The 25,036-nt window shown below is 26.9% G+C and carries 24 protein-coding genes, 1 pseudogene and 1 other annotated feature; of the genes and pseudogenes, 19 read left to right on the forward strand and 6 right to left on the reverse strand.

The features are described 5' to 3' along the window. Positions 1–3 precede the first annotated feature (3 nt). A complete protein-coding gene (locus HGAG_RS00265; protein ID WP_019117417.1) occupies positions 4–2,121 on the reverse strand; it encodes a metallophosphoesterase family protein in 2,118 nt (705 codons plus the stop codon). Between the two features lie 203 nt (positions 2,122–2,324). Here HGAG_RS00265 and HGAG_RS00270 point away from each other — a divergent pair, with 203 nt between their 5' ends. The 9 genes from HGAG_RS00270 to serS all read left to right on the forward strand — a co-directional run bounded on the left by HGAG_RS00270 (position 2,325) and on the right by serS (position 11,442). Next, positions 2,325–3,215 (forward strand): DUF2232 domain-containing protein, encoded by an 891-nt coding sequence (locus tag HGAG_RS00270; RefSeq protein WP_019117418.1) that lies wholly within the window; start codon positions 2,325–2,327, stop codon positions 3,213–3,215. Then, positions 3,212–5,218: a DHH family phosphoesterase gene (locus HGAG_RS00275; protein WP_019117419.1), complete on the forward strand. Its 2,007-nt coding sequence runs from the start codon at positions 3,212–3,214 to the stop codon at positions 5,216–5,218. The genes HGAG_RS00270 and HGAG_RS00275 overlap by 4 nt, the downstream gene beginning before the upstream one ends. Then, positions 5,199–5,639 carry a 50S ribosomal protein L9 gene (gene rplI / locus HGAG_RS00280; RefSeq protein WP_026074017.1) on the forward strand — a complete coding sequence of 147 codons (441 nt, stop codon included), beginning with the start codon at positions 5,199–5,201 and terminating at the stop codon, positions 5,637–5,639. Before HGAG_RS00275 ends, rplI begins: the two co-directional genes overlap by 20 nt. After that, the gene (dnaB, locus tag HGAG_RS00285; RefSeq protein WP_019117421.1) at positions 5,639–6,964 is read left to right on the forward strand and encodes a replicative DNA helicase; all 1,326 of its coding nucleotides are present in this window, start codon (positions 5,639–5,641) and stop codon (positions 6,962–6,964) included. Before rplI ends, dnaB begins: the two co-directional genes overlap by 1 nt. A gap of 1 nt (position 6,965) precedes the next feature. Beyond that, the gene (locus tag HGAG_RS00290) at positions 6,966–7,529 is read left to right on the forward strand and encodes a GNAT family N-acetyltransferase (protein WP_026074018.1); all 564 of its coding nucleotides are present in this window, start codon (positions 6,966–6,968) and stop codon (positions 7,527–7,529) included. Further along, positions 7,519–8,280, forward strand: a complete 762-nt coding sequence (locus HGAG_RS00295) for a DnaD domain-containing protein (protein WP_004839125.1) — start codon at positions 7,519–7,521, stop codon at positions 8,278–8,280. The genes HGAG_RS00290 and HGAG_RS00295 overlap by 11 nt, the downstream gene beginning before the upstream one ends. Next, positions 8,277–9,236 (forward strand): ATP-binding protein, encoded by a 960-nt coding sequence (locus HGAG_RS00300; protein ID WP_019117423.1) that lies wholly within the window; start codon positions 8,277–8,279, stop codon positions 9,234–9,236. The genes HGAG_RS00295 and HGAG_RS00300 overlap by 4 nt, the downstream gene beginning before the upstream one ends. A 9-nt stretch (positions 9,237–9,245) precedes the next feature. After that, positions 9,246–9,908 (forward strand): NAD(P)H-hydrate epimerase, encoded by a 663-nt coding sequence (locus HGAG_RS00305; RefSeq protein ID WP_019117424.1) that lies wholly within the window; start codon positions 9,246–9,248, stop codon positions 9,906–9,908. A 35-nt stretch (positions 9,909–9,943) separates the two neighbouring features. Continuing rightward, positions 9,944–10,109 (forward strand) — a binding site (T-box leader). Positions 10,110–10,149: 40 nt separating this feature from the next. Further along, on the forward strand, positions 10,150–11,442 hold the full coding sequence (gene serS / locus HGAG_RS00310; RefSeq protein WP_019117425.1) for a serine--tRNA ligase: 1,293 nt from the start codon (positions 10,150–10,152) through the stop codon (positions 11,440–11,442). Between the two features lie 544 nt (positions 11,443–11,986). On the opposite strand, the gene HGAG_RS10255 is transcribed toward serS, so the two are convergent. The 5 genes from HGAG_RS10255 to HGAG_RS11780 all read right to left on the reverse strand — a co-directional run bounded on the left by HGAG_RS10255 (position 11,987) and on the right by HGAG_RS11780 (position 15,363). Next, positions 11,987–12,349 (reverse strand): 5-formyltetrahydrofolate cyclo-ligase, encoded by a 363-nt coding sequence (locus tag HGAG_RS10255; protein WP_341871705.1) that lies wholly within the window; start codon positions 12,347–12,349, stop codon positions 11,987–11,989. Further along, complete coding sequence (locus tag HGAG_RS12350) at positions 12,346–12,522, reverse strand: 5-formyltetrahydrofolate cyclo-ligase (RefSeq protein WP_341871691.1); 177 nt, start codon at positions 12,520–12,522, stop codon at positions 12,346–12,348. The genes HGAG_RS10255 and HGAG_RS12350 overlap by 4 nt, the downstream gene beginning before the upstream one ends. Before the next feature lie 54 nt (positions 12,523–12,576). Then, positions 12,577–13,380 carry a YihY/virulence factor BrkB family protein gene (locus HGAG_RS00325; RefSeq protein WP_019117427.1) on the reverse strand — a complete coding sequence of 268 codons (804 nt, stop codon included), beginning with the start codon at positions 13,378–13,380 and terminating at the stop codon, positions 12,577–12,579. A 73-nt stretch (positions 13,381–13,453) separates the two neighbouring features. Beyond that, positions 13,454–14,608, reverse strand: a complete 1,155-nt coding sequence (locus HGAG_RS11775) for an alpha/beta hydrolase family protein (RefSeq protein WP_244263779.1) — start codon at positions 14,606–14,608, stop codon at positions 13,454–13,456. Positions 14,609–14,679: 71 nt separating this feature from the next. Continuing rightward, a complete protein-coding gene (locus HGAG_RS11780; RefSeq protein WP_244263780.1) occupies positions 14,680–15,363 on the reverse strand; it encodes a hypothetical protein in 684 nt (227 codons plus the stop codon). Between the two features lie 114 nt (positions 15,364–15,477). On the opposite strand from HGAG_RS11780, the gene hpf reads away from it, so the two are divergent. The 10 genes and pseudogenes from hpf to prfB all read left to right on the forward strand — a co-directional run bounded on the left by hpf (position 15,478) and on the right by prfB (position 25,021). Next, positions 15,478–16,011: a ribosome hibernation-promoting factor, HPF/YfiA family gene (gene hpf, locus HGAG_RS00335; RefSeq protein ID WP_004839118.1), complete on the forward strand. Its 534-nt coding sequence runs from the start codon at positions 15,478–15,480 to the stop codon at positions 16,009–16,011. A gap of 103 nt (positions 16,012–16,114) precedes the next feature. After that, entirely contained in the window at positions 16,115–16,921 is an 807-nt protein-coding gene (locus HGAG_RS00340; protein ID WP_019117428.1) for a prephenate dehydrogenase, read from the forward strand. Further along, a complete protein-coding gene (gene aroB, locus HGAG_RS00345) occupies positions 16,921–17,952 on the forward strand; it encodes a 3-dehydroquinate synthase (protein WP_019117429.1) in 1,032 nt (343 codons plus the stop codon). The genes HGAG_RS00340 and aroB overlap by 1 nt, the downstream gene beginning before the upstream one ends. Then, positions 17,939–18,310 (forward strand): 3-phosphoshikimate 1-carboxyvinyltransferase, encoded by a 372-nt coding sequence (locus HGAG_RS12245; protein WP_280101234.1) that lies wholly within the window; start codon positions 17,939–17,941, stop codon positions 18,308–18,310. Before aroB ends, HGAG_RS12245 begins: the two co-directional genes overlap by 14 nt. Continuing rightward, positions 18,273–18,791, forward strand: a complete 519-nt coding sequence (locus tag HGAG_RS12250; protein WP_280101249.1) for a 3-phosphoshikimate 1-carboxyvinyltransferase — start codon at positions 18,273–18,275, stop codon at positions 18,789–18,791. The genes HGAG_RS12245 and HGAG_RS12250 overlap by 38 nt, the downstream gene beginning before the upstream one ends. Before the next feature lie 29 nt (positions 18,792–18,820). Then, the gene (locus tag HGAG_RS12255; RefSeq protein WP_280101251.1) at positions 18,821–19,168 is read left to right on the forward strand and encodes a 3-phosphoshikimate 1-carboxyvinyltransferase; all 348 of its coding nucleotides are present in this window, start codon (positions 18,821–18,823) and stop codon (positions 19,166–19,168) included. Continuing rightward, positions 19,169–20,656: a shikimate kinase gene (locus HGAG_RS00355; protein WP_019117430.1), complete on the forward strand. Its 1,488-nt coding sequence runs from the start codon at positions 19,169–19,171 to the stop codon at positions 20,654–20,656. It abuts the gene before it with no gap. Then, the gene (aroQ, locus tag HGAG_RS00360; RefSeq protein WP_019117431.1) at positions 20,637–21,071 is read left to right on the forward strand and encodes a type II 3-dehydroquinate dehydratase; all 435 of its coding nucleotides are present in this window, start codon (positions 20,637–20,639) and stop codon (positions 21,069–21,071) included. The genes HGAG_RS00355 and aroQ overlap by 20 nt, the downstream gene beginning before the upstream one ends. A gap of 126 nt (positions 21,072–21,197) precedes the next feature. Beyond that, positions 21,198–23,911 (forward strand): annotated as a pseudogene (gene secA, locus HGAG_RS10270) (preprotein translocase subunit SecA). Then, entirely contained in the window at positions 23,912–25,021 is a 1,110-nt protein-coding gene (gene prfB / locus HGAG_RS00370) for a peptide chain release factor 2 (RefSeq protein ID WP_019117432.1), read from the forward strand. Positions 25,022–25,036: the final 15 nt, after the last annotated feature.

Below are 25,036 nucleotides of genomic sequence, written 5' to 3' on the forward strand. Positions count from 1 at the left end.
TTTTTATTCATCTTCGTATTCTACGTAAGAAAAATAATGATCTCTTTCATTTAAATCTTCATTTTCGTAAGTTTCAATTACTTCGTTGTTGATTGATTTTACTAAATCTATTATATATGATCTAAGATTTGCTCTTCCTAGCATTTTTTTACCTAAATTTTGTTTTATATTTGTGATTTTTTTATAATTTACTATATATTTTGCAAGGTCGACTCCTTCAACTCTTCTTTTTTTCAAAATAAATTTTGAAATAAAAGTTAGAAGGTCGAACAAATTATTTGATTTTCTTTTTAAATATTTAATTAAACTATTAAAAAATATTCCCTTTATAGAAACTAATTTATCAAAAAATTTATCTTTTGAACCATCAATTTCAAATCTTATATTTTTTGTTAAAAATTCAAAAATTTCATTAATTTCATCTTGGCAATAATCAATTATTTGGTCTGTGATTGAATAATTTGGATTATTTAATTTTGCCATAAATTCAACTACATAAGATGGAGTTGTCTTTTCATCAAGCGCCTTGTATTGATAAATATAATTTGAAAAATCATATAAGCTATGACCATCTTTTGAAATTGGCATAGAAATACCTTTTTTCATAAGCTTATCATAATAATAAATTATATTGTCTGTTGTAATTATTTTTTCTTCAAATTGCTCAATCAAAATTTCTAGGCATTCTTCTAAGTCTTTTGCTTTTATTATGGCGTGAGACCTGTATGAATCAATTTTTATAAACATTTCCCCATCTGCATCAAAAATATTTATAAAACCTAATTTTTCAATATGAATTGGGAATTTATCCTTGTAAAATTTTAAAATTTCTCCTATATATCCTTCTTTTGGAAGATTTATTTTTAAAGCTGTGTTTATCCTATCAATTAAAAATTTTTTAATATTCATTTCAGAAATCATAGGATTTTTTGCCATGGAATGAACGTAATTAAACAAAACATCTTTTAGTGATAATTGATTTTCTAGAGCGTAGGCAATTGAATTTTCTATTTTTATGGTTTCTCCTGATAAATTTTCGTAAGAAAAAGATTTGATTAATTGAGTTTTTAAATCAACAGAAAATCCATTAAATTCTTCTATATCATCCAAAACATTAATGTGTCTTATTGGAAGAGGATAGGTTACAGTTGAGCCAGTTTGAATATTAAATATTTCATTTCCAAAAACAGATTTATATTTTGCAGTTCCATTTTCATGCAGGTGACCTGTAAATAAAAATTTTACCCCCATATCTGCCAAAACTTCAATTGGAAGCTTATCATTTATTCTAGGATCATCGTCAATATATTTTTCATTCCAATTTTTTATTATAAAAGGTCCCAAGACGAGTCTTTGATCTCTAAAATTTGGAATAAAAGCATGATGAGATATTACAAAAATCATATCTTTTCTACCTTTTGCCTCATCAATTTTTTCAATCGCCCATTTCATAACATTTTTATCAAGAGCTCCAACCACATTTGTTTTGCCATCCTTATGATTTTGTTCATAATCACAAGAATAAATTGAAGTGTCAATAAAAAGTAAAGTTAGAGAATTTTTATTTTCTAAATTATTATCAATTCTTGCAAGATAAGAGCCATATCCTTGGCAATAATAAGAATATTTAAAATCTCTGTTAAATTTTTTATTTACAAAATCTAGATGAGATTTGAAAATATTAGAATTTTTATAAAATTCCAAAACCTTATCTTTGTACAAAAAATCATATATTTCAAAAAAATCTCTAGGTTCAATATAATCAGTCTTTTTGAGGTTTTTATAATCAAAAGCCTGCTTGTTATTTATATCATGATTTCCTGGAATTAAAAATATTTTTCTTTGTGGATTTTCATAGGTCCAAGATTTTAAAATTTCCATAACTTCTAGATGTGATTTTTTTTCTCCATCTTTTGTCAAATCGCCAGGAATTATTATATATTTGCTATCATTAAGACTTGCAAGCTCTAATGCTTTTTTTAAAAGCCCTTCGCCTTCAACCAAAAATTTTCTGTCATATTTGATAGCCATATTAAATTCTTTATTATTAGCCATCAAAGATCTTGCCAAAATATGAATATCAGAAAGAATGCTGAGGCTTATTTTTTTATTATTTTCCATACTATCATTTCCTTTTTCTTAATTTTAATATACCATAAGTAAAAAATAAAAATAAGGAGAAATATAGAATTTTTAATGGAAAAGGCTAATTAATAATTTAAATTATTTAATTTTTTTGTTTTGATTTTTTTGGGTTAGCTTTTTTTTGCTAAAAATCGTATAATCTATGTGATAAACATCCTAAAAAAATAGAAAGGATTTTTATGAATGATTATTTAAAGAAAAATAAAAAATTAGGAGCAATAATTTTTGGTTTAATAAATGTTGTTTTAGCATTTTTATCAACTCGTTTTTTGGTATTTGCGTTTTTTATTCCAATTTTTACTGCCATAAAATTGTGGGAATTAAATGATAAAAATAAAATGATATTTTTGTTTACGACAGGTTTATTTTCTGCAATTTTAAATATTAGGATGACTATTTTTCTAATGTCTCCTATGATAATTTTTGGAAATGTTTTATATGATTTAATTAAGAAAAATAAAACTGATAAGTATAGTTTGAAAGTACTTACTATAATTTTTTCGGTTTTATCTTTGACAATTATTGGGTATCTTTACTCTAAGTCAGATATTAATTTTAATTTTTTAGTAGATGCAACAGAAAAAATATTTAAAGATCAAAATTTCAAAATAAATAAAGTAATAATAAGAAAAAGTCTTAAAGCAATACCTTTGGTTTTTATTTTCTTTTCTTTGATTTACAGTATGATTTCACTAAAACTTGTTAGAAATTATTTGAATTATAAAAATGAAAATATAAGGGATTTAAGAAGAATTAACACAATTAGAATTGATATAAAAGATTTAAGAGATATTTTTATTTGCCTAATTATTTCAGTAATATTATGTAAAATTTTATCTTTTTCAAATGAATTTATTTTGTTAAATTCAATTATGGCTTTTAAATTATTATTTTTTCTAAATGGAGTTTTGCTTATTGATTATTTTGTATCACTAAAGAAAAACAAAGTAGCAAGAATAATTAATTGGTTTTTATTATTTATATTCTTTGCTTACATATCAGATATTATAGCAACAATAGGTTTTATTGATATATTTTTGAATTTAAGAAAAAAAGTGAGGATAGCATGAAGGAAAAATTAAGGTATTTTACGAAAGAAAATTATATTTTTATACTAATCTTACCTCTAATTATTTCGATAATCTTGTTTTTTTATGAGAAAATTTTTGCAACTATAGGACTTATCCTTGTAGTTTTATTATATTTTTATATTAAAAAAATAGATGATAATAATGAGGATTTTTTCCAAGCATATATTGATGAGTTGGATTATTCTTTTGATGAAATAACTAAAAATGTTGTATTTCAAATGCCATTTCCTATTGTTATTTTGGAAGATGGAAAAACAATTAAGTGGCATAATTCTAATTTTAAGGAATTGTTTGAGGCGAAAAATTTAATAGGGAAAAGTGTAAATAATTTTATAACAGATTTTAGCCAAATAGATTTTTCTAAACAATCAACGGATCCTATAACTGTTGATATTTACGATAAGGTTTATGAATTTTATTATTCTACAATAAAAAGAGAAAAATTTGATGATGAGCTTACTTTTGTTTATGGAATTGATAATACATCTGATGAGAATATCAAAAAGATATTTAAAGACAGACGCCTTGTTGTTTTGACAATGTATATTGACAACTTTGATGATTTAAGACAATCTACAAAGGCAAGTGATAGATCATCTTTAACTGGAGAAATTGATAGAATTATAATGAATTATTTTGAAAAATATGGTGCCATGGTAAGAAAATATGAAAATGATAGGTACATGGTAATGATTCATTATGATGATTACAAAAAAATTTATGATAGTAAATTTAAAATTTTGGATTTGGTAAGAGATGTAAAAAAAGGAAATTCTATTCAACCAACTCTTTCTGTTGGTGTAGGTTTATCAGGTTCAAAGCCTATTGATGTTTATGAGGAATCTAGAATTTCAATAGATATTGCTCTTTCGCGTGGTGGCGATCAAGTTGTAATAAAAGAAGGCGATAATTACGAATATTTTGGTGGCAAATCAAAAGCAACAGAAAAAATTTCAAAAGTAAGAAGTCGTGTTATATCACAAGCTTTAAAAAGAATGGTAGAAACATCATCAAAAGTTTTTGTAATGGGACATAATAATCCAGACATGGATTCTTTTGGGTCAGCTCTTGGAATTTATGAAGGAATAAAAAGTATTGGCAAGGAATGTTATTTTGTTTTAAATGAAGTAAACAAACCAATAGAAAATATTTACAATAGAACTGTTGAAGATTTGGAAGGATTTAGAGAAAATGTTGTTACAGAAATAAAAGCTTTGGAATTGATGGATCAAGGCTCTTTGGTAATTGTGACAGACAATCACAGAAAAAATTCTACAGAAGCTCCATCATTAATAGATAGGACAGAACAAATTGTAATAATTGATCATCATAGAAGGGGAAATGATTATATAAGAAATGCAACAATTTCTTATATTGAGCCTTATGCCTCAAGTGCAAGCGAGCTTGTAACAGAAATTTTAAATTATTTTGATGAATCATTTAAGGCAAGAGTTCCAGTTGCGGAGGCTTTACTTGCAGGACTTACTGTTGATACAAAAAATTTCGTTTATCAAACAGGAGTAAGAACTTTCGAAGCCGCATCAATTTTAAAAAGATGGGGAGCAGATTCAATTATAATAAAAAGAATGTTCAAAGATGATTTTGAAATAGTAAAATACAAATCAGAAGTAATAGCTGATTCGACAGTTGTAAATGATTTTATTGCAATAGGTCATTTTAATAGAGAAATGGATGGCTCAACTTTAATAGCAAGTCAAGCTGCTGATGATTTATTAAATATAAAAGGTGTTAAAGCAAGTTTTGTTTTGACAAGATCAAATGATAAAATCCATATATCAGGAAGAAGTTTGGGAGATATTTCAGTTCAATTAATTTTAGAAAGAATTGGCGGAGGTGGACATTTAACTTCAGCTGCAACCCAACTTGATATGAGTATAGAAGAAGCAGAAATTATGCTTAAAAAAGCTATAAAAGAATATTTAGAGGAGGAAGTTGAAAAAAATGAAGATAATATTAACTGAAGATGTTAAAAAAATCGGCAAAAAAGGCGAAGTTGTAAATGTAAAGCAAGGTTATTTTAGAAATTATATTTTACCAAATAATCTTGGAGTAGAAGCAAATAAAGAAAATTTAGCAAAGCTTGATGAACATCTTAAACAACTAAAAAAAGAAGAAGATGAAAATATAAAAGCTGCAATGGAAAATAAAGAAAAAATTGAAAAAACAGAAGTTATAATCAAGGTAAAAGCTGGAGAAAATGGAAAATTATTTGGTTCAATTACAAATATGGATATTAAAAAAGCTCTTGATGAAAAAAATATTGAAGTAGATAAGAAAAAAATCGACAAGGCTGACATTGATTCACTTGGAGATTATGAAGTTACAATTAAGCTTTACCAACAAGTTTCTGCAAAATTAAAAGTGAAGGTTGAGGCAGAATAATGGAAGAAAATCTTAGGCAAATGCCTAGTGATATTTCTTCAGAGATGGCTATAATTGGTTGTATAATTACAAAAAGTGAAACCATAGATCAGGCTATACAATTAGTAAAGCCTTATGAGTTTTATGATTCAAGATGCCAAAGAATTTATAAGACTTTAGTTAATATGTATCAAAAAGATATAAAAATAGATGAAGTAAGTCTTATATCAAAATTAAAATCAGAAAACATCTTGGAGGAAGTTGGAGGAGAGCAGTTTATTGTAGAGATAACACTCTCCTCATTTTATACTCCAAATATGGATCAATACTGTGAGAATGTCAAAGAAAAAGCTCTCCTTAGAGCATTAATCGGTGCGTGTGATGAAATAGTTGGAAAATCTTACGAACAAAAAAAAGATGCTAAAGAAGTTATAGAAATGGCAGAATCAAAAATTTTTGAAATAAGCCAAAAAAATCTTGAAAAGGGTCTTGTAAGAGTTTCTGAAACTATGGATGAAACAATAAAACAACTTGAACTTTTAAGTTTAAATGAAGGAAAAATAACTGGCGTTACGACAGGAATTTCAAGTGTTGATGATAAACTATCAGGTCTTCAAAATTCCCAATTAATTTTACTTGCAGCAAGACCTGCAATGGGAAAAACTGCTCTTGGTCTTACTATGGCATGGAATGCAGCAAACGCTGGCAAATCTGTTGCGTTTTTTTCATTAGAAATGTCAACTTATCAATTAAATCAAAGATTAATTTCTATGGTTTCAATGATTGATCTTGAAAAAATAATTACAGGAAATTTGGAAGCTGACGAGTGGATTGAAATTATAAATGCAATTACAAAAATAAAAGAAAAAGAAATATATGTAGATGAAACTGCAGGAATTACTTTGTCAGAGCTTAGAAGTAAATGTAAAAGATTAAAGGCAGAAGAAGGACTTGATTTAATTGTAATCGATTATTTGCAACTTATGACTGGGGAAGGAAGATTTGATAATAGGCAACAAGAAATTGCACAAATTTCTAGAGGTTTAAAATCTTTATCAAAAGAAATAAATTGCCCAGTTTTATCACTTGCCCAACTATCTCGTGAGGCTGACAAAAGATCTGATCACAAGCCTATTTTATCAGATCTTCGTGAATCAGGAGCAATCGAGCAAGATGCTGATGTTGTTATGCTTTTGTATAGGGAAGATTATTACGACGTAGATGATAATCCTAATGTAGCAAAAGTAATTTTGGCAAAACACAGAAATGGGCCAACAGGTCTTATGGAATTATTTTTCCACAAACAATGCACAACTTTTAAAGACCTAAGTCATGATGAAAAATAAAATGAAAATAATTGGAAAAGACGATAAGATATATTTAAAAAAATTAGCCTTAGATGATGCTTATGATTTAAGAAAATGGTCAATGAATGAGGATGAAAGATTAAAAGGCTATAATTATGGAAATTTTTCTCAAATTGATTGCGAAGTTTGGTTTATGAATGTAAATATTTATAGGAAAAGATATTTTGCGGTAAGAAAAATTGACGATGATAGTTTTATTGCCTTTATAGGTCTAAAAAATTATAATCCGATTTTAAGAAAAAGTGAATTGGGAATTGTTTTTGATCCACAATATACTTCAAGAGGTTATGGTTTTAAGGCTATGAAAATCTTACTTGATTATTATTTTGAGGATTTAAAATTTAATGAACTTTATCTTGATGTAAATAATTTTAATAAAAGAGCGATTTCTTTGTATGAAAAATTAGGATTTAAAAAATGTGGCGATACAATAGAAATTTTTGAAAATCAAGAAATATATCCTGACGACCAATATTTTTTAATGAAAAATGGCAAAATTTATAGTTTTATTACAAAAATGAGAATAAGAAAAAATGGAAGGTAATAATTTGGAATTTAAAATTCAAAATTTAAGTTTGGATATGGGAGAAACATCATTTGAAAATATGTTTTTAAATACATACGTACCCATGGCAGACGGAGATAGCCTAAAAGTTTTTTTGCTTTTATATAAGGATTTAAAATCTAGTGGAGAAGTTGATTTAGAAAAAATAAAAAGACAACTTGCCTTTGATGATGAAAAAATGAACGAAATAATTTCATATTGGACAAATATGGGAGTATTTAGGAAAAAAGATAGGGGTGATGGGACTTTTTATCTTGAAATAATTTCTCTAAGACAAGCTTATTTTGGAAATTCAAAGGCAAATGCAAGCGAAAATATGCTTGATACATCAAAAAGAAAATCTGTAATGTTTAATCAGGTTGAAAGAATTATTCAAAGACAGCTTACTCCACAAGATATTAGAAGAATTCACGAAACTTTAGATGAATATAAACAAGATCCTGAGCTTGTTACAGAAGCTTTTAGGCAAGCAAAAGAAGTAAATAATGTTGATGTAAAATATGTAATGGGATTTTTAAAAACTTGGAGAGATCAAAGTATTTTTTCCTTAAATGACTTAAAAATAAAAGAAGAAAGAGCGAAATTAATGAGAGAAAAATCTCCAAGAAAATATAAGAGTGCAAAAAAAGTTTATAGGTCAAAAAATAAAAATCCAAATGAAAAATCTTATGCCCAAAAGGCAAGGGAAGAAAGATTTAAAAAAATTCTTGAAGGAGGGGATATAAGATGAGTCCCAATGACAATATTTCAAGAATAATTGAAAAAAGAAGAATAAAAAATAAAGAAGAACAAGAAAAAAGAAAAAAAGAAATATATGAAAAATTTCCAAGAATTAAAGTTATTGACAAAACTATTGCATCGCTTGGGCAAATGGCAATAACAAAGGCTCAAGAAGGAATTAATGTAGATGAATTAAAGAAAAAATTAAAAGAGCTTGATAGGCAAAAGGAAGAAATTTTACTTGAAAATTCTTACCCAAAAGACTATTTAAAAATCCATTATCATTGTGATATATGTAAGGATACAGGTTTTGTAAATACTCAAATTTGTAGGTGTAGAAAAAAACTTATAATAGAGAAAAAATATTCCCAATCAAATATTAGTAGGCTTGTTCAAAGAGAAAACTTTAGAACATTTAACGCAAATTTATATTCTAAAAATCTTTACAAAGATTATCCAATTAGTCCCTACGAGAACATAATTAGAATTCAAAATGATGCAAAAATGTATGTTGAAAATTTCTCAAAAAATTATAAAAATCTTTATATATTTGGAGATGTAGGAAGGGGCAAAACTTTTTTGATAAATTCTATTGCCAAGGAAATTTTGGATAGAAATTATTCAGTTCTTTATCTTACAGCTACAAAATTATTTTCTTTTATGAATGATTATTTGTATGCTTTTTCTGAAAGAAAAGAGGAATTAAAAGAAAGATATGATTTGATTTTTGAATCAGACCTTTTAATTATTGATGATTTGGGAAGCGAAAATGATAGAAATTCTAATGAATCAAATTTATTTGAAATTGTTAATGATAGGATGATTAACAAAAAACCAATTATTTTTTCATCAAATTATTCTGAAGATGAGCTAATGGAGTTTTATGGAGATAGGATTTTTTCAAGAATTATTGGTTCAAGCCATGTAATGGAAATTTTTGGAGAAGATTTAAGACTTTTATTTTAGGAGTAAAATATGCTTTTAGTAGATCGTGAAACCATGCAAAATATTGACAGCTATGCAATAAATGAAATTAAAATTCCATCTTTGTGTTTGGTTGAAAGAGCAGCACTTTCTGTAATGGAAAATATTAATCTTGATATAAGACACTCTTTTGCTCTTATTGTTTCTTGTGGAAACAATGGAGCAGATGGACTTGCTCTTGCTAGAAATTTACTTGCCATTTCTAAAGATTGTGATATTTATATTATTGGAAATAAAAACAAGGCAAGCAAAGATTTTATAATAAATTATAATGCTTGTAAAAATCTTACAGAAAATATTTATTCGATTGAAACAATTGAAGATATGAATTTTTTGAGAAAAAATCTTGATAGGGTAAATACGATTGTTGATGGGATATTTGGAACGGGTTTGAATAGACCTGTTTCTGGAATTTATGCAAATATAATTGATTTGATAAATGAAAAAAATATCTACACGATTTCAATTGATTTGCCATCAGGTTTTGATGCAAATGGGGAAAATAATTATGGATCTTATGTTGATAGCGACTTAATTGTTTGTATGCAAATTTTAAAAAAAGGTCTTTATGAAGATAATTATTTTAGGGATAAAACTGTAGTTTGTGATATTGGACTTCCTCAAATTGCTATTGAAAAATTTGTTAATGTTTGAAAAAAATAAAAATAAAAGTATATTACTATTAATTGAATAAAGCTGTGATGAGAAGTAGTAATTAAAAATAACCTTTAGAGAGAAGATGGTTGGTGAAAATCTTTGGCGAAAGTTAATGAATCCGTCTTTGAGCTTATAAATTTAAAGTGAATGAATTTATTTCATTAAATTGGGTGGTACCGCGATAATCTCGTCCCTTTTGGGATGAGATTTTTTTATTGTAAAAAAATTAGGAGGAAATATGTTAGACATAAAATTTGTAAGAGAAAACCCAGATTTTGTAAAAGAAAATATCAAGAAAAAATTTCAAGATGAAAAATTAGTTTTGGTTGATGAAGTAATTGAGCTTGATGAAAAATTAAGAGATGTAAAAACTGAAGGAGACAATTTAAGAGCAAAAAGAAATAAAACTTCAAAACAAATTGGTGCTCTTATGGGCCAAGGAAAAAAAGATGAAGCTGAAAAAGTAAAAGAAGAAGTTTCAGATATAAATGATAGACTTGTTCAAATCGAAGAAGATACAAGAAAATTCCAAGACCAATTAAAAGAAAAAATGCAAGTTATCCCACAAATAATTGACGATTCAGTTCCAATAGGAAAAGATGACAGCGAAAATGTAGAAATTGAAAGATTTGGCGAAAATGTAACTCCAGATTTTGAAGTTCCTTATCACGTTGATATTATGGAAAGTTTTAATGGAATTGATTTAGATTCTGCAAGAGATACATCAGGAGCAGGTTTTTATTATTTAAAAGGAGATATTGCAAGACTTCATTCAGCAATTCTTTCTTATGCAAGGGATTTTATGATAGACAAGGGATATGAATATCACATTCCACCATTTATGATTAGATCTGACGTTGTTACAGGCGTTATGAGCTTTGCTGAAATGGAAGATATGATGTATAAAATCGAAGGCGAAGATTTATATTTAATCGGAACAAGTGAGCACTCAATGATTGGTAAATTTATAAATTCAATCACAGATGAAAATGAAATGCCACTAAGAATGACATCATATTCTCCTTGTTTTAGAAAAGAAGTTGGAGCTCACGGAATTGAAGAGCGTGGAGTTTATAGAATCCACCAATTTGAAAAGCAAGAAATGGTTATAATTTGTAAGCCTGAAGATTCAAAGAAATTTTACGATGAATTATGGAAAAATACAGTAGAATTTTTTAGATCATTAGAAATTCCTGTAAGAACACTCGAATGTTGTTCAGGAGACTTGGCAGATTTAAAAGTAAAATCTTGCGATGTTGAAGCATGGAGCCCAAGACAAGGAAAATATTTTGAAGTAGGTTCATGTTCAAATCTTGGAGATGCACAAGCAAGAAGACTTAAAATAAGATTAAGAGGAGAAAAAGGAAATTATTTTGCTCACACATTAAATAACACAGTAGTAGCTCCTCCAAGAATGTTAATTGCATTTTTAGAAAACTTATTACAAGAAGACGGATCAGTTAAAATTCCAAAACCACTTCAAATGTATATGGGCGGAATGGAAAAACTTGTTCCAAAAAATAAAAAATAAATATTAAGATTTTAAATTAAAAAGGCAGTATAGTTAAGTATAAAATTTATCTTTGCTGTCTTTTTTTATTTTGAATTAAAAAAAATTTTTTACTAGAAATTAAATAAAAAATTTTATTAGAAGTTAAATAGAAATTTTTAAAAAAGCTATTGATAATGATTACGATTTTCTTTATAATAAAATTACAATATAAATCAAGAATAAAAACTCAAAAATTTTTCATAACGAGGGGAAATAATATGAATTTTGAAAAGTTAAAGGATAATTTATACTATAAAACTATAAGGGCGATTTTCGCTATAGCTATGATTTTCATTATAGTTAGTTCTTATTTTGGATATAATGTGCCTGAAAATTTAGCTAAGTTCATTATGCTTGTTTTTTATATTATATTTTTTGTAAATTTTGTTTTGGTATATAAAAACAAATCTTTATTTTGGAATTTACTTATAATCTGTGCTTCTTTTTTTTCTATAATAACTATAATTTTTTAAAATATAAACAAAAACTCTAAAGCTTTATTTAAAACTTTAGAGTTTTTTCTTTAGAATATATTTTTATCTGTAATTATTAAATCTAATTTTTGATCAAAATTATCAAAATTTAATTTGTAAGATTTATTTATTTGATAAAATAAACCGATGTAAAAGGATTTATGATTTTTTATGTAATAATCATAATATCCTCCGCCGTAGCCAAGTCTAAATTTATTTTTGTCAAAGGAAAGTCCTGGGACTATGGTAAGGTCTATTTTTTCCAAACTTTTTTCAAGTTTTGATGTTTTTATTTTATATGCTCCATCTATAAGATCGTCAAATGAAGTGAGCAAAACTGGAATCATTTCAGATTTTTTTATAATTTTTGGTATATAAACTTCCTTTTTATCTAAAAATGCTTGTTCTATTATTTTTTTGTATTAATTTCATCTTCTGTTGAATAATAAATAAAAATCGACTTGGCAATTCTATAGTATTCGCTTTTTATAAGTTTATTTTTTATTTTTTCATCCCAAATTTTTTTATCGTTTTTTGGGATTTTTTTTCTGTTATTTATAAAATAACGTCTTAGTTCTTTCTTCATTAAATCACTCCAAAAGCTTTTATATTATGATTCAATAATTTTAAAATTTTTTTCTTAATTTAATCCTGTAAATTTATTTTTTGTTTTCATATAGGCTGCAATGATTTCTGCGCCCAAAATTATTGTCAATGAAAATAAAAGCATCCAAACTAATAAGGCTATAATTCCTGCCAAAGCTCCGTAAATAACAGACATATTGCTCATATTATTTAAGAAAAATGAATAGGCAAAGCTTGTTATGGTAATCATAATTGTTGTAGAAATTGAGCCGACAAAGGCGTCTTTGAAGCTTATTTTTATTGAATTATTGTAAGGCGCACACTTGTATAAAAGGCTTAGACCAAGAATTAAAATTATTGGCGGAAGTATTCCTGAAACTAAATTGATTAGCCAGGTAAATTTTTCAAGAGAAAATGACGAATTTACAAGTTGCAATACATTTTCTATTAAATTTAAAATTCCATTTGAATAAATTCTTAGCAAAAATAAAAATATTAGGATAAAAATAAGGATAAATGTATACAAAAATCCAAATATTTTATTTTTTATCATGGAATGATCGTCTTCAAGTCCGTAGGCTACATTTATTGCAAGAATTATTTTTGAAACTCCTTTTGATGCTGACCAAAGGGCAAATATCAATGTGATTGTAGAAAGTGTTGAAACTGATGATGAATTAATAATTGATTTTACAAGCATCAAAATTACACCTCTTATTGTTTCTGGCAAAAGCTCAATAAATTCTACAATTACATCTTCGTTACCTTTCATATATTTTGTGACAAGATTTAACAAAACCAAAAGCATGGGAATTGCTGCTGACAAAAAATAATAGGAAAGAGAAGACGCCAAGGTCATAATATCGTGGGACTTTGCTCTTTCAATTAGGGTAAAAATAAATTTTTTTGTTTTTTTGATTTTATTTTTCCTTTCATTTTAAGTACCCATCAAACCAATCTTTAATTTTTTCTATTCTTTTTATTCTTGCTTTTGGCTTTCCTGATCTTGACAATTCGTGATTTTCTCCGTGAAAAATATACATTTTTGTATCAACGCCATTTTCTTTTATTCTTGTATACATTTGAAGACCTTGCTCTAATGGACATCTATAATCTTCGTCAGAATGAATAAACATTGTTGGAGTTTTTACATTTTTCGCGTGTTTAATAGGAGATTGCTCCCACATTTTTTCTAAATTATCCCAAGGATTTGCTCCTGTTTGGTCAGGCGCAAAATAATATCCTATATCAGAAACTCCATAGAATGAAGTCCAATTTGAAATTGACCTTTGAGAATTTGCAGCCTTAAATCTATTTGTGTGTGAAACAATCCAATTTGTCATAAATCCACCATAAGATCCGCCATAAACTCCCATATTATTTTCATCAATTTGTGGATATTTTTTTATAGCAAAATCTGTAAAATTCATCAAATCTTCATAGTCAATAGTTCCATATTTTCCTCTAATATCAGAATATTTTACGCCATTTCCACTTGAACCGTGTGGATTTGTATAAATAATTATATATCCATCATTTGCAAAAACTTGGTGCTCGTGGTGGAAAATATTTGAAAATTCTGTTTTTGGTCCGCCGTGGATTGATAAAATGGTAGGATATTTTTTGTTTTTATCAAAATCTACTGGCAAAAGAACAAATCCTCTAATTTTATCGCCGTTTGATTCATAGAAAAACTCTTCGATTTTTCCAAGTGATGAATTTATTTTATTATCAAGTAAAATTTTGTTATTTTTCTTTTCTTTTAAGTGGGAAATTCTATCTTCTGTCATTGCAAAATAATAAATATTGTCATTTGCTATTGCAAAATCTTCAACGCAACCAGAAATTTCCAGTTTTATATTTTCATTTTCATCTAAGGAATAAAGTTTTGATTCTTCTTTTTCTGTAACTACAAAATAAAATTTATTGTTTTTGTAAAAAAAAGTCCTATAAGCTTCGTATCTTGCATCGCTACCAATAGAATTGCCAAAAGATTTATCAAAATCATCAGGACTTATTTTTTTATATTCTCCAGTTAAATTGCTTTTGTAGATAAAGGCATCTTCATTTATTCCGCCTTTTTTCATATCACTTGCCACAAAAATAATTTCATCTTTGTCATTAAAAAATAAATCATAATAGGCAAATTTATTTTCGATTATAATTTTTCTTCCTTATTTTCTAAATCTAAAATTACTAAATCATCTCTAAGTCTTGAAACTTTATTATCATTTTTTCCCAAAACTAGAGCTAATTTATTTGCGTTTTTATTTATTGCAAAAGCATTTAGACTTTCATTTTCAAAATCTCTAATTTTTTGAAGACTTTTATCTTCTTTTTTGAAAAGGTAAAGACTTTGTTTTTGATTATTTATATAACCTGTGCCATTAAACCAAAAAGGCAATTTGCTAACTTCCTTATAAAAAGAATTTTCCTTTTGTTTTTTCCTTTCGTCCTCTTTTAATTTGTCGCTAGCTTTTATCAAATAATATCCATTTTTTAAATCTTTGATATATGAAACATTCTTATCAATTTTAAATTCTAAACTTCCAACTCCCATTGACCTATCTTTTTTATAAAAATAATCAAATTTATCGTCGGATTTTTCCTTGTAAATTAAATTATCATTTTCATCAAAAATAAAGATTCCAATATTTTTATTGTCAGAAACTTTATATTTTTTATTTTTTTCTATATCAAAAAGATAAAGATAAGAATTGTATTTATTTTCGTCTAAATCGGCATTTGTTTTTAAAAAAGCCAAATATTTTTCGTCATTAGATATTTCAAGACTTGAATAAAAATCATAAGTTAAAATATCATTAATTTTTGTTTTTTCCATTTCTCCTCCTTGCATTTATCTCATTATACAATAAATTTTAATAAAGAAAAAACTAAAGGTTTACATTAAACTTAGGGGGGTATATATATAATATCAAAAGGACGGAGGTTCAATATGAAATTAAATATTAAAGGTAAAAACATCAATGTTTATGAAAGCTTAAAAGAAGAAGCTAAGGAAAAATTTGATAGGCTTGACAAATATTTCAACAAGGAAGAAGAAATGGACCTCAAATTTTCTACCGAAGGTAATTTAAAAAAAGTTGAATCAACCATTTTTCTTAAAGGCGGAACAATTTTAAGAGCTGAGGAAGTAAATGATAATTTCTCAACAGGAATTGATAAGGTAATAGATGCTTTGGTTCGTCAAATTAGAAAACAAAAAACAAAATTACAAAGAAATAGAAGAAATGGTGAATCAATTAAATTTGAATCCTTTGATAACATTGAAGAAGGAAAAGAGGAAAATATTCCAAAGATCAAAAGACAAAAAGAAATAGTTCTAAGACCTATGAGCGATGAAGAAGCTTGTATGCAAATGGAATTATTAAACCATGATTTCTTTATATACTTAGATGATGAAGAAATGAAAACAAGACTTGTATATAAAAGAAAAGATGGACATTACGGATTAATTATTCCCGAATAAAATAAATTAGCTGCTGCAAATTATTTTGCAGCAGTATTTTTGTGTTCACTAAAATTTTTTTGATATAATATAAATAAAAATATTTAAATATGAGGGATAAATAATGAAAAAAATTGCTATAGTTGGTTTAGGATTAATGGGCGGTTCTTTTGCTAAGGCTTTTATAGAGTATAGTGATAATATAGTTTATGGCTATGATATTGATGAAAAAACAAAAAAATCGGCCAAGAATTTTGGTATAAAAATAATTGAAGATAAGAATGAATTAAAAAAAATGGATCTTACAATTATTTGTTTAAATCCATTAACCATAAAAAATTTTGTTGGAAAAAATTATAAATACTTATCCAAAACTGTTATGGAAATTTCTGGAGTAAAAAATAATTTGCATCCATATATAAAAAAATTATCAGAAAAATATTCTTTCGTATATAAATCAATTCATCCTATGGCTGGTAGAGAAGTTTATGGCTTTGAATCTTCTTTAAAAGATTTATACAAAAATGCTTCGATGATTTATGTTGATGATTTAGATGATGAGGAAATTTCTTTATTTAAAAAAATTGGATTTAATAAATTTGTAAAGGCAAGTCCCAAAAAACACGATGAAATGATTTCTTTTACATCTCAACTATGTCATGTGATTTCTAATGCTTATGTATTAAATCAAAAAAGCATTTACCATGATGGATTTTCTGCTGGGAGTTTAAAAGATATGACAAGAGTTTCAAAGATTGATGAAAACTTATGGTCAGAATTATTTTTATTAAACAAGGATTTTTTGATTGAAGACATAAATACAATGATAGAAAACTTGGAAGAATTAAAAAATGATTTGAAAAATAATGACGTAGATAGATTAAAAGCCCAACTAAAAAAAGGAAATGACATAAGAAAGAAGATGTGGTAATGAAATTAAGTGTAGATTTAATAAATCCCTATGAAATAGAAATAGGCTCAAATATTATAAAAAAATTAAATACATATTTAAAAGAAAATTATAAAAATTCAAAAATTTTAATTATAAGCGATGACTTAGTTTATAAAATCCACAAAGAAAAATTAATTAAAGAGCTTGATGGATTTTTTTATAAAGAATTTATAATAAAAAATGGAGAAAGTTCAAAATCAACAGAAAATCTGATAAAACTTCTAGAATTTGCTGCTGAAAATCAATACAGAAGAAATGATTTAATTATTGCTTTTGGTGGAGGAGTTGTAGGAGATATTTCTGGGCTTGTTGCATCTTTATATCTTAGAGGAATTGATTATATTTCAATTCCAACTACTTTTTTATCAGCAATTGATTCATCAGTTGGAGGAAAAACAGCCGTAAATTTAAAGGCAGGAAAAAATTTGTGTGGAACTTTTTACCAACCCAAAAAAGTTTTTATTGATACAGATTTTTTAAAAACTCTTTCGGATTATTATTTTAATGATGGTTTGGCTGAGGCTATAAAATATGGAATTATAAAAGATAAGTCTATTTTTGATGAAATTTCAAAAGAAAATGTAAGTAAAACTTACGAAAATCTCCCATCAATTATAAAAAAATGCTTGGATATAAAAAAAGATGTGGTTAAAGATGATGAAAAAGATTTTGGTATTAGGCAAATTTTAAATTATGGCCACACATTTGCTCATGCTATAGAGAAAAATTCAAATTTTGAAATAAGCCATGGCCATGCGGTTGCTCTTGGTATGAAAATTATGGTTAAAAATTTTTACGAAAGTTTTTACGATGATTTTATAAAAGTGTTGAAAAAATATAATCTTGATAAAAAAATTGATTTTGATACAGAAAAAATATTAAAAGTTTGTATGGTTGATAAAAAATCAAGAAATGACAGGATAAATATAATTGTTGTGAGAAATCTTGGAACTTGCGAAATTTTAAATATAGATTTAAAGGATTTGAGGAAAATTTATGAAAACAGATAATATTTTAATTCATCCATCAAGGCTTGAAGGAGAAATTGACGCCATTTCCTCAAAATCTTATGGACATAGGGCTTTGATTTTGGCAGGTCTTTGCGAAAATCCTACAAATATTTATATTAATGAATTTTCAAAAGATATAAATGTAACTATTGATGCTTTAATAAATTTGGGAGTTGGGATTGAAAAATTTGAAAATTTTGTAAAAGTTACTCCTCCAAAAGAAAAAATAGAAAAAGCCACAATAGATATGTACGAGTCGGGTTCTTCACTAAGATTTTTTTACAGCTGTAGCAAATCATTTTGCCAAAGAAGTAAAAATTATTGGAAAAGAAAGATTAAGTCAAAGACCAAATTATGAATTAATAAAAAATTTGAGAAAGCATGGTCTTGAAATTTCATCTAATAAAATTCCTTATACGATAAAGGGAAATTTATTTGGCGGAAATTTTGAATTTTTTGAAAACAAATCCAGTCAATATATTACCGCAATTATGCTTGCGTCAAGCAAATCATCTGGAAAAACTTCGATAAAATTAAAAGAAAAACCCGAATCGCTTGGCTATATTGATATAAGCAGAGAAGTTTTGAAAGATTTTAATGTAGATGTAAAAGAAGAAAATAATTCTTATTTTATAAAAAATCCACAAATAAAATCGCCTAATAATTATTATGTTGAAGGCGATTGGTCAAATGCTGCCTTTTTTTATGGGGCAAATCTTATAAATTCTAAAATAAAAATCAACAACTTGAAAGAAGATTCCTTGCAAAAAGATAGGGAAATTGTAGATATTATAAAAAAATTAAAAATTGCAAAAATGAAAATAAGACACTTGAAATAGATATTTCTCAAATTCCAGATCTTTGTCCAATACTTGCTCTTCTTTTAACATATTTAGATAAAACGTCTTATATTACAAATGGAAAAAGATTGAGGCTTAAAGAAAGCGATAGGCTTGAATCAACTTCAAAAATGCTAAATGATTTGGGAGCGAAATGCGAAATTATTGGAGATAATCTAAAAATTTCAGGGAAAATAAAATCTGGAACAGTCGATTCTTTTAATGATCACAGAATTGTAATGGCAGCAAGCATCGCTTCCTTAATGGCAAAAGATGATATTATTATAAAAAATTATAAGGCAGTAAACAAATCCTATCCTTCATTTTTTAAAACTTTTGAAAAATTAGGAGGAAAAATTGAGTATTTAGGAGCTTAAATGGAAGATTTAAAAGAGATTAGAAATCAAATTAATAAAATTGATGAAGAAATTATAAATTTATTGAAAAAAAGATTTGACCTTTCAAAAAAAGTTAGAGCCTACAAAATTTCCCACAATAAAAAAATTTACGATCCAAAAAGAGAGCGAGAAATTTTAAAAAAAATAAAAGAGAAAAGTCCTGAATACGGCGAATATTTTCTTCCTATTTTTCAAGAAATTATGGATCAATCGAAAAATTTACAAAAAGAAGAAGAAAAATATGGACTTTTAGGAAAAAGTTTAGCTCATTCTTATTCAAAAATAATTCACGAAAAAATAGCCTTTTATGATTACCAATATTTTGAAAAAAACGAAGAAGAATTAGATTATTTTTTTGAAAGAAGAGATTTTAAAGGAATAAATGTAACAATTCCCTATAAAAAAACAGTAATGAAATACCTAGATTTTGTTTCAAAAAAAGCAGAAAAAATTGGAGCAGTAAATACAATTGTAAATAAAAATGGAAAACTTTACGGTTACAATACTGATTATTATGGATTTTCTTATAATTTGAGAAAAAATAAAATAAATGTAAAAGATAAAAAATGCTTAATTTTAGGAAAGGGTGCTTCATCAGAAACTGTAAGCCAAGTTTTAAAAGATGAGGGGGCAAAAAAAATAGTATTTTTGTCAAGAAAATATAAACCTTATTTTAAAGATGTAAAAGATTATTTTGATTTTGATATTATAGTAAATACAACTCCTGTTGGAATGTATCCAAATAATGGAAAATATTTAAAAGAAATTAAGCTCTATGATTTTAAAAATTTAGAGGCAGTTGTAGATTTAATTTACAATCCATATATGACAAAAATTATAGCTTGTGCCAAAGAAAAAAATATAAAATATGCAACAGGTTTTGATATGTTGCTTGCCCAAGCAGTAAAAGCAAGCGAATTGTTTTTGGATAAAAAAATTGATGAATCACTGATTGAAAAAATAAAAAAATCTATTTATAAAGAAAAAATAAATATAGCCCTAATAGGTATGCCAGCAGTAGGCAAAACCAGTCTTGGAAAAATTTTGGCAAAAAATATGAATAGAAAACTTGTCGATATTGATTTAGAATTTGTAAAAAAATATGGCAATATTGAAGAATTTTTTAATAAATATGGGGAAGATGAATTTAGAAGAAAAGAAAGCCAAATAATAAAAGAAATTTCAAAAAAAACTTCTCTTATTATAAGCTGTGGCGGAGGAGTTGTTGAAAGGAAAGAAAATTATTATTTCCTAAAAGAAAATTCTCTAATAGTAGAAGTAAAAAGAAATTTAGAAGATTTAGAAGTGGAGGGAAGACCTATTTCAAAAAAATATAATTTATTTGACTTGTATAAAAAGAGAAAAAAATTATATGACAGTTTTAAAGATTTTGAGGTGGAAAATAATAATTTGCTGGAATGTGCTAAGGAAATTGAGGTGAAATTTTATGAGAATATTGATAATTAACGGACCAAATATAAATATGCTTGGAATTAGAGAAAAAAATATTTATGGCTCAAAAAATTATAAAGATTTAATAAAATATATAAAAGAATACACTGAAGATAAGGACATTGAAATTGAAATTTACCAATCAAATTCTGAAGGACAAATTATAAATAAAATTCAAGAAGCTTATAATTTGTACGATGGAATTGTAATAAATCCAGCAGCTTATACTCATACATCAATTGCAATTTTGGATGCACTAAAAGCTGTAAATATTCCAACAGTTGAAGTGCATTTGACAGATGTAGATAAAAGAGAAGATTTTAGAAAAATATCTTACGTTTCATATTTTGCCAAAAAAACTATTAAAGGCAAGGGATTTGATGGTTATATAGAAGCGATTGATTTTTTAAAAGAAAATTATGATAAATAAATTTGTAAATTTATTTTACAATTTGTTGATTTTCATTTAATATTATATTTGTGATAGTTTAATCCTAACTTATTGCCAAAAGCTTATAAAAAGGGTAGGATATACAGAGAATTAGAGGTGAAAGATTTGGCGTTATTAAATATATTTAAATCATTTAGTCAAAAAGAAATTGATAACAACCAAAAATTGGTTGATAAAATTTTAGCACTAGATGAAGATATGCAAAAATTAACAGATAAACAGTTACAAGATAAAACTAATGAATTTAAAGAAAGATTAAATAAGGGCGAAAGTCTTGATGATTTATTGGTAGAGGCATTTGCAACAGTAAGAGAAGCAAGTGATAGGGTTTTGGGAATGAAACACTATCCAGTTCAATTACTTGGTGGAATTGTTCTACATAATGGACAAATTGCAGAGATGAAAACAGGAGAAGGAAAAACTTTGGTTGAAACTCTTCCTGCTTATCTAAATGCCCTTGATGGAAAAGGCGTTCACATAGTTACAGTAAATGATTATCTTGCAAAGCGTGACCAAGAGTGGATGGGAAAAGTTTATTCATTTTTAGGTCTTACAGTAGGTTGTATAATTTATGGACTTACAAATTCAGAAAGACAAAAAAATTATAACTGTGATATAACTTATGGAACAAACAACCAATTTGGTTTTGATTATCTAAGAGATAACATGGTTATTTATAAGGACAATATGGTTCAAAGAGGACTTCACTATGCCATAGTCGATGAGGTTGACTCAATTTTAATAGATGAAGCTAGAACACCACTTATTATTTCTGGAGAAGGCGATGAATCAACTGATACTTATGTAAAAGCAGATGAATTTATAAAAGGCCTTGAAGGAAGAATTTTAGATCCAAACGAAGATTTAGATCAAGATCCATTTGATAGAGAATTTGTTGTAGAAAAAGTAGATTTCTTAGTTGATGAAAAAAGAAAATCATCAAACCTTACAGAACAAGGTACAGCAAAGGCAGAAAAATTCTTTGGAATTGAAAATTTATCAGATCCAGAACATCTTGAACTTGCTCACTACATCAACAATGCTTTGAAAGCAAACACTACAATGACAAGAGATATTGATTATGTTGTAAATAATGGCGAAGTTATGATTGTAGATGAATTTACTGGACGTATCATGCAAGGAAGAAGATATTCTGATGGTCTTCATCAAGCAATTGAAGCAAAAGAAGGCGTTGAAGTTCAATCAGAATCAAAAACTCTTGCAACAATTACCTTCCAAAATTACTTTAGAATGTATGATAAATTATCAGGAATGACTGGTACTGCAAAAACAGAAGAAGAAGAATTTTCAGAAATTTATAATCTAGATGTTGTAGAAATTCCTACAAATAAACCAATTCAAAGAGTTGATGATGTAGATTATGTTTATATAAATGAAAATGGAAAATATAATGCGATAATTGAAGAAATTAAAAGAGTACATGCAACAGGTCAACCAATCCTTGTAGGTACAATTTCAATAGAAAATTCTGAAAAATTATCAAATGCTCTTAAAAAAGAAAAATAAAACACGTTGTATTAAATGCAAAAAATCACGAAAGAGAAGCTGATATAGTTGCTCAAGCAGGAAGATTAAATTCTGTAACAATCGCAACAAATATGGCAGGCCGTGGTACTGATATTATGCTTGGTGGAAATGCCGATCACATGGCAAAACAAAGATTGAAAAGAGAAGGAATCTCAGAAGAATTGCTTGAACAAGTTGACTCTTTCCAAGAAACAGACAACCAAGAAATATTAGAAGCAAGAAAAAAATATAAACACTACAAATCTCTAGTAAAACCTGGCATAGATGAAGAAGCTAAAAAAGTTAGAGAAGTCGGTGGACTTTATATAATTGGTTCAGAAAGACACGAATCACGAAGAATTGATAATCAGTTGAGAGGTCGTTCTGGAAGACAAGGAGATCCAGGAAAATCAAGATTTTTCATTTCATTAAAAGATGACTTGATTAGACTTAATGTTGGAGAACAAATTTCAAAATTTGTAGAAAATTATAATTATCCAGAAGATGAACCAATTGTTTCAAAAATGGTTACAAGGTCAATTGAAAAAGCTCAAACAAGAGTTGAAGCAAATAACTTTGCAACAAGAAAAAGAGTTCTTCAATACGACGATGTAATGAACAAACAAAGAACAATAATCTATAACGAAAGAAAACAAGTTCTTTACGGAGAAAATATGAGAGATTCAATTCTTGGAATGATAAAAGATTCAATCTCCCAATCCGTTTATTCATTTACAAATCCACAAGTAAAACCAGAAAATTGGGAAATGGTTGCTTTATTAAATCATTTAAAATCAATTGCAATTCCTGTTGAATTATTGAAGTTTGAAAATATAAATGATTTTACTCAAGAAAAACTAATAGATTATATTTACCAAACAAGCTTAGAAAAATATGAAAATAAGGAAAAACAATTTGGCGAAGAAAACATGAGAGAAGTTGAAAGAGTTGTTTTACTTAGAGTAATTGATACAAAATGGATGGAACATATCGATTCAATGGATCAAATGAGAAAAGAAATTGGTGTAAGGGCAATGGGAAATGATGATCCTGTAAGAGCTTACACAAATACTGGTTTTGATATGTATGAAGAAATGACTAATGCCATCCAAGAAGAAACTGTAAGACTTATGATGGGTGTTGAAATCAGACAAAATATTGAAAGAAAACAAGTTTTAAAACCTGATGAAGAAGGATTTGAAAATCCTGAAAATCCAGAAGAAGCAACAAACAGGGCTGAAAGAAGAAGATTAAAAAGAGAAGCTAAAAAAGGACACATCAAGGGTAATTAGATGGCAGAAATTTATGAGCTAAGAGAAATCATTAAAGAACTTGATAAAAATCTAGATATGATTGGCTCTCATCTTAACCCAGAAAAGCTAAATACAGAAATAAAACAAATTGAAAAACAAACTCTAGAAGAAAATTTTTGGGATGATAGCCAAAAAGCTCAAGAAATAATGGCAGATTTGTCAGATAAAAAAGAAAATTTTAAAACTTTTACAAGCTTTGAAGAAGAATTAAAAGACCAATCTGATCTTTTGGATATAATTGAAGAAAGCAATGAAGATTTAGAAAGTTTGAATGAAATTGAAGAAATTTTAAATTCATTAAAAAAAGAAATAGGATCTTTTAAAATAAAAACTGAGCTTGATGGAGAATATGACAAAAATAATGCCTATCTTGTAATACATGCTGGAGCTGGTGGACTTGAAGCTACTGATTGGGCAGAAATGCTTATGAGAATGTACACAAGATTTTTCGAAAAAAGAAATTTTAAATTTGATGTAACAGATTTAAATAACGAAGAAGCTGGTGGTATAAAATCTGCAACAATTCATGTGAAAGGTTCTTTTGCTTATGGATATTTAAAAGGAGAAAAAGGCGTTCACAGGCTTGTAAGGATTTCTCCTTTTGATTCTTCAAAAAGACGCCACACTTCTTTTGCATCAGTTGATATTTTTCCTGAATTAAATGATGATATGAGTGTAGAAATTGATCCAAAAGATTTGAGGATTGATACTTATAGGGCAAGTGGAGCTGGTGGACAACATGTTAATAAAACTGATTCTGCTGTAAGAATTACCCACATCCCAACAGGAGTTATAGCATCAAGTCAAGCTGAAAGAAGTCAAACTCAAAATAAAGAAACAGCAATGAGGCTTCTTTTGGCAAAACTTACTCAAATTAAAGAAGAAGAACACAGGGAAAAAATTGAAGATATTCAAGGAAATTACACCCAAATAGCTTGGGGAAATCAAATAAGATCTTATGTATTTCATCCATACACTTTGGTTAAAGATCATAGAACAAATTTTGAAGTTGGAAATGTTGAAAGCGTAATGGATGGAGATATTGACGGATTTATAGATGAATATTTAGCTAATAAGGGAAGGGAATAATCTTTCCCTTATTTT

Source organism: Anaerococcus obesiensis ph10 (genome assembly GCF_000311745.1).
Classification (GTDB): domain Bacteria; phylum Bacillota; class Clostridia; order Tissierellales; family Peptoniphilaceae; genus Anaerococcus; species Anaerococcus vaginalis.

Bases quoted from the DNA above. Each gene is read 5' to 3' on its own strand.
- hpf (WP_004839118.1), top strand. From the start codon at position 15,478: ATGAAATTAAATATTAAAGGTAAAAACATCAATGTTTATGAAAGCTTA.
- HGAG_RS12350 (WP_341871691.1), bottom strand. From the start codon at position 12,522: ATGAAGAAAGAACTAAGACGTTATTTTATAAATAACAGAAAAAAAATC.
- HGAG_RS00300 (WP_019117423.1), top strand. From the start codon at position 8,277: ATGAGTCCCAATGACAATATTTCAAGAATAATTGAAAAAAGAAGAATA.
- HGAG_RS11775 (WP_244263779.1), bottom strand. From the start codon at position 14,608: ATGAAAAAAGGCGGAATAAATGAAGATGCCTTTATCTACAAAAGCAAT.
- HGAG_RS00275 (WP_019117419.1), top strand. From the start codon at position 3,212: ATGAAGGAAAAATTAAGGTATTTTACGAAAGAAAATTATATTTTTATA.
- HGAG_RS12245 (WP_280101234.1), top strand. From the start codon at position 17,939: ATGAAAACAGATAATATTTTAATTCATCCATCAAGGCTTGAAGGAGAA.
- prfB (WP_019117432.1), top strand. From the start codon at position 23,912: ATGGCAGAAATTTATGAGCTAAGAGAAATCATTAAAGAACTTGATAAA.
- rplI (WP_026074017.1), top strand. From the start codon at position 5,199: ATGAAGATAATATTAACTGAAGATGTTAAAAAAATCGGCAAAAAAGGC.
- HGAG_RS00290 (WP_026074018.1), top strand. From the start codon at position 6,966: ATGAAAATAATTGGAAAAGACGATAAGATATATTTAAAAAAATTAGCC.
- HGAG_RS00305 (WP_019117424.1), top strand. From the start codon at position 9,246: ATGCTTTTAGTAGATCGTGAAACCATGCAAAATATTGACAGCTATGCA.
- HGAG_RS00325 (WP_019117427.1), bottom strand. From the start codon at position 13,380: ATGACCTTGGCGTCTTCTCTTTCCTATTATTTTTTGTCAGCAGCAATT.
- HGAG_RS00295 (WP_004839125.1), top strand. From the start codon at position 7,519: ATGGAAGGTAATAATTTGGAATTTAAAATTCAAAATTTAAGTTTGGAT.
- dnaB (WP_019117421.1), top strand. From the start codon at position 5,639: ATGGAAGAAAATCTTAGGCAAATGCCTAGTGATATTTCTTCAGAGATG.
- aroB (WP_019117429.1), top strand. From the start codon at position 16,921: ATGAAATTAAGTGTAGATTTAATAAATCCCTATGAAATAGAAATAGGC.
- HGAG_RS00355 (WP_019117430.1), top strand. From the start codon at position 19,169: ATGGAAGATTTAAAAGAGATTAGAAATCAAATTAATAAAATTGATGAA.
- serS (WP_019117425.1), top strand. From the start codon at position 10,150: ATGTTAGACATAAAATTTGTAAGAGAAAACCCAGATTTTGTAAAAGAA.
- HGAG_RS00270 (WP_019117418.1), top strand. From the start codon at position 2,325: ATGAATGATTATTTAAAGAAAAATAAAAAATTAGGAGCAATAATTTTT.
- aroQ (WP_019117431.1), top strand. From the start codon at position 20,637: ATGAGAATATTGATAATTAACGGACCAAATATAAATATGCTTGGAATT.
- HGAG_RS11780 (WP_244263780.1), bottom strand. From the start codon at position 15,363: ATGGAAAAAACAAAAATTAATGATATTTTAACTTATGATTTTTATTCA.
- HGAG_RS00265 (WP_019117417.1), bottom strand. From the start codon at position 2,121: ATGGAAAATAATAAAAAAATAAGCCTCAGCATTCTTTCTGATATTCAT.
- HGAG_RS00340 (WP_019117428.1), top strand. From the start codon at position 16,115: ATGAAAAAAATTGCTATAGTTGGTTTAGGATTAATGGGCGGTTCTTTT.